This window comes from Bradyrhizobium sp. SHOUNA76 (genome assembly GCF_023006445.1).
Taxonomy (GTDB): domain Bacteria; phylum Pseudomonadota; class Alphaproteobacteria; order Rhizobiales; family Xanthobacteraceae; genus Bradyrhizobium.
The window spans coordinates 1-5,215 of the sequence record NZ_JALBHA010000463.1; the positions used below are offsets into that span (position 1 = coordinate 1).

The 5,215-nt window shown below is 63.9% G+C and carries 9 protein-coding genes and 1 pseudogene; 7 read left to right on the forward strand and 3 right to left on the reverse strand.

The genetic code is table 11. The annotated features are described in order from the left end of the window. The 4 genes from msrA to MOV74_RS30830 form a co-directional block, all read left to right on the forward strand. On the forward strand, positions 1 to 582 hold a 582-nt coding region (gene msrA / locus MOV74_RS30815), incomplete at its 5' end, for a peptide-methionine (S)-S-oxide reductase MsrA (RefSeq protein ID WP_246930608.1). Positions 583 to 612: 30 nt separating this feature from the next. Then, entirely contained in the window at positions 613 to 1,032 is a 420-nt protein-coding gene (gene msrB / locus MOV74_RS30820) for a peptide-methionine (R)-S-oxide reductase MsrB (protein ID WP_246930609.1), read from the forward strand. Positions 1,033 to 1,136: 104 nt separating this feature from the next. Continuing rightward, a complete protein-coding gene (locus MOV74_RS30825) occupies positions 1,137 to 1,301 on the forward strand; it encodes a DUF3309 family protein (protein WP_246930610.1) in 165 nt (54 codons plus the stop codon). A 214-nt stretch (positions 1,302 to 1,515) separates the two neighbouring features. Then, entirely contained in the window at positions 1,516 to 1,806 is a 291-nt protein-coding gene (locus tag MOV74_RS30830) for a hypothetical protein (protein ID WP_246930611.1), read from the forward strand. A gap of 235 nt (positions 1,807 to 2,041) precedes the next feature. Here MOV74_RS30830 and MOV74_RS30835 read toward each other — a convergent pair whose 3' ends face one another. Together MOV74_RS30835 and MOV74_RS30840 are read right to left on the reverse strand one after the other, a co-directional pair. Further along, positions 2,042 to 2,581, reverse strand: coding sequence for a DUF4112 domain-containing protein (locus tag MOV74_RS30835; RefSeq protein ID WP_246930612.1), 540 nt, complete (start codon positions 2,579 to 2,581; stop codon positions 2,042 to 2,044). A 60-nt stretch (positions 2,582 to 2,641) separates the two neighbouring features. Beyond that, positions 2,642 to 3,067, reverse strand: coding sequence for a DUF5413 family protein (locus MOV74_RS30840; RefSeq protein WP_246930613.1), 426 nt, complete (start codon positions 3,065 to 3,067; stop codon positions 2,642 to 2,644). A gap of 143 nt (positions 3,068 to 3,210) precedes the next feature. Here MOV74_RS30840 and MOV74_RS30845 point away from each other — a divergent pair, with 143 nt between their 5' ends. The 3 genes from MOV74_RS30845 (at position 3,211) to MOV74_RS30855 (ending at position 4,266) form a co-directional block, all read left to right on the forward strand. Beyond that, positions 3,211 to 3,453 carry a cysteine rich repeat-containing protein gene (locus tag MOV74_RS30845; protein WP_246930615.1) on the forward strand — a complete coding sequence of 81 codons (243 nt, stop codon included), beginning with the start codon at positions 3,211 to 3,213 and terminating at the stop codon, positions 3,451 to 3,453. Between the two features lie 37 nt (positions 3,454 to 3,490). Next, the gene (locus tag MOV74_RS30850; RefSeq protein WP_246930617.1) at positions 3,491 to 3,721 is read left to right on the forward strand and encodes a hypothetical protein; all 231 of its coding nucleotides are present in this window, start codon (positions 3,491 to 3,493) and stop codon (positions 3,719 to 3,721) included. A gap of 257 nt (positions 3,722 to 3,978) precedes the next feature. Further along, complete coding sequence (locus MOV74_RS30855) at positions 3,979 to 4,266, forward strand: hypothetical protein (RefSeq protein ID WP_246930620.1); 288 nt, start codon at positions 3,979 to 3,981, stop codon at positions 4,264 to 4,266. A gap of 128 nt (positions 4,267 to 4,394) precedes the next feature. Here MOV74_RS30855 and MOV74_RS30860 read toward each other — a convergent pair. Then, positions 4,395 to 5,215: pseudogene (locus MOV74_RS30860) on the reverse strand (hypothetical protein); the annotation flags it as partial.

Genomic DNA, 5,215 nt, shown 5'->3' on the forward strand with positions numbered 1-5,215 from the left:
CCAGCGAGCGGGATCCAGACCGCTGTGGTCGCCGGCGGCTGCTTCTGGGGCGTGCAAGGCGTCTTCCAGCACACCGCGGGCGTCGTCAACGCGGTCTCCGGCTATGCCGGCGGCACCAAGGCGACGGCCGACTACCAGACGGTCTCGAGCGGCCGGACCGGTCACGCCGAGGCCGTCGAGATCAAGTACGATCCGAAGAAGATCTCCTACGGAAAGATCCTCCAGATCTACTTCTCGGTGGCGCACGACCCGACCCAGCTCAACCGCCAGGGCCCCGACGTCGGCACGCAATATCGCTCGGCCCTCTTCACCACCTCCGACGAGCAGAAGAAAGTGGCGGAGGCCTATATCGGCCAGCTCAACAGCGCCAAGGTCTTCAACAAGCCGATCGTGACCAAGGTCGGCGCACTGGAGGCGTTCTACCCGGCGGAGGCCTACCACCAGGACTATCTGACGCTGCACCCGAACCAGCCTTACATCGCCTATAACGACCTGCCGAAGGTCGAGAACCTGAAAAAGCTGTTCGCGGATAACTACATTGAAAAGCCGACGCTGGTGAGCGCCAGCAAGGCCACCAACTGACCCTGAGATCACAGAAGAAACGGGAGACCCATGCCCGACACCAAGACGAAGACCACCGACGACAAGGTCATCAAGAGCGAAGAGCAGTGGCGGCGCGAATTGTCGCCGATGCAGTACGCGGTGCTGCGCGAGAAGGCGACCGAGCGTCCCTTCTCGGGCGAATATGAGCACGACGAGCGCGCCGGCACCTATGTCTGCGCCGGCTGCGGCAATCAGCTGTTCTCTTCGGACTCCAAGTTCGATTCCGGCTGCGGCTGGCCGAGCTTCACCCAGCCCGCCGCCGAGAGCCATATCGACGAGGAGCGGGACGTCAGCCACGGCATGATCCGCACCGAGGTGCTGTGCTCCAAATGCAGCGGTCATCTCGGCCACGTCTTCCCCGATGGCCCCGGGCCGACCGGCCTGCGCTATTGCATCAACTCGGCGGCGCTGAAGCTGGAGCCGAAATAATCGGCGTGCGGGGTGGGGTTCCTTCGTGGAACCCGACCGCGGGATATGCTTTTTCCTGGCGGTGCGGCCGATCATCGCATTTGGCGGCCGCCAGGGAGGAAGCCATGTCACTCGGGACCATCCTGATCATCCTGGTGATCATTTATCTGGTCGGGGGCCTGTCCGGCCGCGTGGGCGGTTATGGCTATGGCCTAGGCCATTCCGGCATGGGGATCGGCGGCGTCGTGCTCGTTGTGTTGGTCGTCCTGCTGCTTCTTGGCAAACTGTAAACCATTTAACATATTGAAATTACTAGACTTATAGCGGTCGCGGGGCTGCCATGCGCGGATTCATCATCTCCGATCGCAGGGGTCGCATTTTTGTCAAAACGGCCTATATTAGAGGGCGAAATGGCATGTGCGGCGGGCCCGCTCGATTGCGGCCCCCTGCCCTCCCAAACCCCACGCGCTTAAAGCCCCAGATAAGATCACGAGGTCTTTGACCATGCGTCCACTGCGTCCGTTCAACTTCAACACCTCCGCCGAACTCTTCCCCGCCGCGATCCGCAAGAAGAAGCGTGCGGGCTTCACCTATCGCCGGTTCGGCACCGCGGCCGAAGCGGTGCAGTTCGCGATGGAGCAATTGCCGACGGATTCGCTGAACGGCGCCTATCTGCAGGTCGAGGAAGCGCGTTTCGACCAGAACGGCATCCGCTCGCTCTATGAGAGCGAAGCCTTCCCGCTGCCCCGGCGCCCCAAGCCGGTGGAGACCAACGCCGACGCCGACGCGGCGTAAGTTTTCGCGAAGCCTTACGATGTGCGCAGAAAGCGCGATGGCCGAAAGGCCGTCGCGCTTTTTGCGTTTCTAGTTCTCCCTCTCCCGCTTGCGGGAGAGGGCCGGGGTGAGGGTGTATCCGCAATCGAGGATCCCCCAAGAGGTGAGAGCCCTCACCCGGCGCTCCGCGCCGACCTCTCCCGCAAGCGGGAGAGGTGCATCGAGCCTGACGCTTGAATATCAAAATCCTGAAGCTTCACATCCGCGGCTGCTTCTCCAGCCAGCGGCGGAGCAGACGCACGTTGCGCATGTTGGCGCGGAACATGACGTCGAAAGCGTCCCCGGCGAACGGGACGATGCCGACCACGCCGTCGAGCGCGACATTGCCCAGCATGCGCGCGGTAATGTACCAGGGCGCGCCCAGCGCGCGGGCTTCGCGCACCAGCCACAGTGAGATCGCCGTCGTGATGATGTCACCGACGACAGGGATCAGGCCGATCAGCCCATCGATGCCGTAGCGGATGTTGGTGCCGGGCAGGACGAAGGCGACGTCGAGCAGCTTTGCGATCGCCTCGAGCCGCGCGATCCGCTGCTCGCGCGTCAGATTGCCGAACGGATTGCCTTGCCCGAAATCGAAGCGAAACTCGCGAAATCCCTGCTCCAGCGTTTCGGGGCGGATCTCATGGCCCTCCTGATCGATGATCGGCCCGTGCGCCGCCTTGCCTGAGCTCGCATGCGGGCCGCGGCCCGAACGGGATCGGCGCGGAGCAATGATGTCGTCGTCGGACATGGTCATGGCCTTCAAGAACGCGCCGCCGCGGCGGAGGTTGCTGTGCCGCGCTCTAAAGTCGCGCGCTCAGGTCGGCGCCGCCACTGCTTGCGGCTCCTTGACATATCTATGCACGAGCCAGGACGAAATCGCCGCCGGCACGAACCCGACGAGGCCGTACAGAATGAACTGCACCGCGCCCGAATCCGGCCCGCGGGAGCTATAGGTGAGCGAGGCCAGCACGAAGGCGAACAGGCCGACCAGCAGCATCCGCAAGCCCGGGCCGATCCGCCTGATATGGAGCAGGATGTCGTCGACCGCACCGATCATCAGCGCGGGCAGGACGCCGAACAGGTAGCTGTATTGCAGGGTCTTGAAGAACACTACGAATAGCTTGCCGACCTCGCCGAGACTGGTCTGGGCCCAATAGCCGGACTGATAGGTCGTCGTCAGCAGCAGCAGGAACCCGCCGAAGAACGGGCCCACCAGCGCATACACCAGATAGCGTTTCATCAAACACCCTCACCCTTCTCCAGTGTTATAGCAGCGCCTCGGGAACCTTGAATAGCGGGGCGGACTCTGCCTTTGGGGGAACAAGTGACAAGGCGACGAGTTCAGACAGGACCTGAATTGTCCCTGTCATATTGGAGCCGCCGATGGTCCGCAAATTTCTTCTGGCGACAATCACGCTGGCGGCCCTGACCGGTCTGTCGAACGCGCCCGCTGTTGCGCAGGGCCATATGGGCTCGCCGCAGGAGCAGCAGGCCTGCTCGCGGGACGCATCGCGCTTCTGTCGCAAGGATCTCGGCAATGACGGCGCGGTGCAAAGCTGCCTGCAGGCCAACCGGGCCAAGCTGTCGCGCTCCTGCAGCAAGGTGTTTCAGAGCCACGGCATGTGAGGCCACAACCATCCCCCAGCGAACGGAGAGTGAGGCCATGTTGCGCGACGAACAGCTCTCAATCCTGCGGGACATCAGCCAATCCGTTGCCTTCGCCGACGACCGGCAGGGCAAGATTGGGCAACTGATCGCGGACGGTTACGTGATGAAGGACGGCGACCTGTTCGAGCTCACCGCCAAGGGCGTCACCGCCGTCGAGGAACACGCCTCCGCGCTCGGCGCGAGCGATGCGGAACAAGCGAGCGCATCCTTCGATCGATTGATCTGATCTCGCGCGCACGCTTTGTGCGTGACGTTCACGCAACAACTGCAAATTCCTTCATGTGGACCATTGCAGCCGCACGGCAATGGCGCATACTTCGCTCGGGCGGCGCAGCACTTTTCGATTCGAACATCAAGAAATCGAGCGACCACATCCGGGACCGACGTTCCCGGCGTGAAGGCTGTGACATGCGGCAGATCAAGTCGCGTGCGGCGCCCCAAAACCAAGTGGCTCAAGCCTAGGTAAATCGGGGACCCCTCTGCATGACACGCACTCAGACCATCGCTTCGCTGTTTAAGACCACCGCTTCGCTGTTGGCCGTCGCAACCACCGCCATCGCATTCCAGACCTCACCCGGCCTCGCCTTCTCGTCCGAAGCGCAGCAGATGTGCACGGGCGATGCGATGCGGCTTTGCTCCAGTGAAATCCCCGATATCCCGCGGGTCAGAGCCTGCATGGTGCGGAACAAGGCGCAGGTCAGCCCCGGCTGCCGCGCCGTGATGGACCGCGAGGCGGTCGCCTCGCGCAAGCGGGAAGCGGCGGCGCAGTAGTTGGACCACCCGGGATGTCATTCCGGGGCGGTGCGCAGCACCGAACCCGGAATCCATTTCTCGACGTCACCCGCTGCACGATGGATTCCGGGCTCGTGCTTCGCACGCCCCGGAATGACAGCAGCAGCCTAATCGCCCCACTGCGCGAAGGCGTCGTTGAAGGCGCGCTCGCCGGGGGCGCCCTTCTCGATGGCGATGATGGCGCGGCGCTGGTTGGCATAGACCAGCGGCACGTCGAACCACGAGCGCTCCTTCAGGAGCTGGACGTTGCGGGAGCGGTCGGCGTCGACATTGGACAGGCCGACCAGGAAGAAGCCGTCGGTGACCTTGACCGCGAGCCCGGCGAGCGGCGTGCCGCGCGCCTGCTCGTTCGACTTCATCAGGATGCCCGGCACGTTGGAGACGCTGCCGCCCGGAAAGTCCGGCGGCAGGATGAAAGTCAGCTCCGCGGTGTGGCTCGCCGGCAGCGAGGAATCGGTGTTGCGGCGGAACGACATCGTCATCTTGAACTTGCGGTCGGGGATCTCGATGTCGGCGCGCACGGCGACGTCCGCCTTCTGGGCGCCCGAGGCCTTGATCGGCTCCAGCCGCCACACCACCGAGCCGACATATTGCTTGCCCTTCGGATCGGACGGATCCTCGTCATAGAGCACGACCTTCTGCGCCACCGGCGCGACCGGCTGGTCGCTGGCCGAAGGCTGCCCGACACGATCGGGGATTTTCGGCTTGCTCTGCGGCTGCGCCGGAGTCGGCGTGTCCGCCACTTGCGTCGCGGACGGCTTGAGAAAGCCGTTGACGATCTGGACCAGCTGCTTGCCCCAGAGGATGCCGGCGCCGACCAGGATGAGCACGATGCCGACGGCAATCGCGCTCTTGAAGGGGAAGGCGGAGCCGGTGCGGACGCGCTTCTTGGCGGCGCGCTCGGGCGCAATGCGCGGACGCGGCGAAG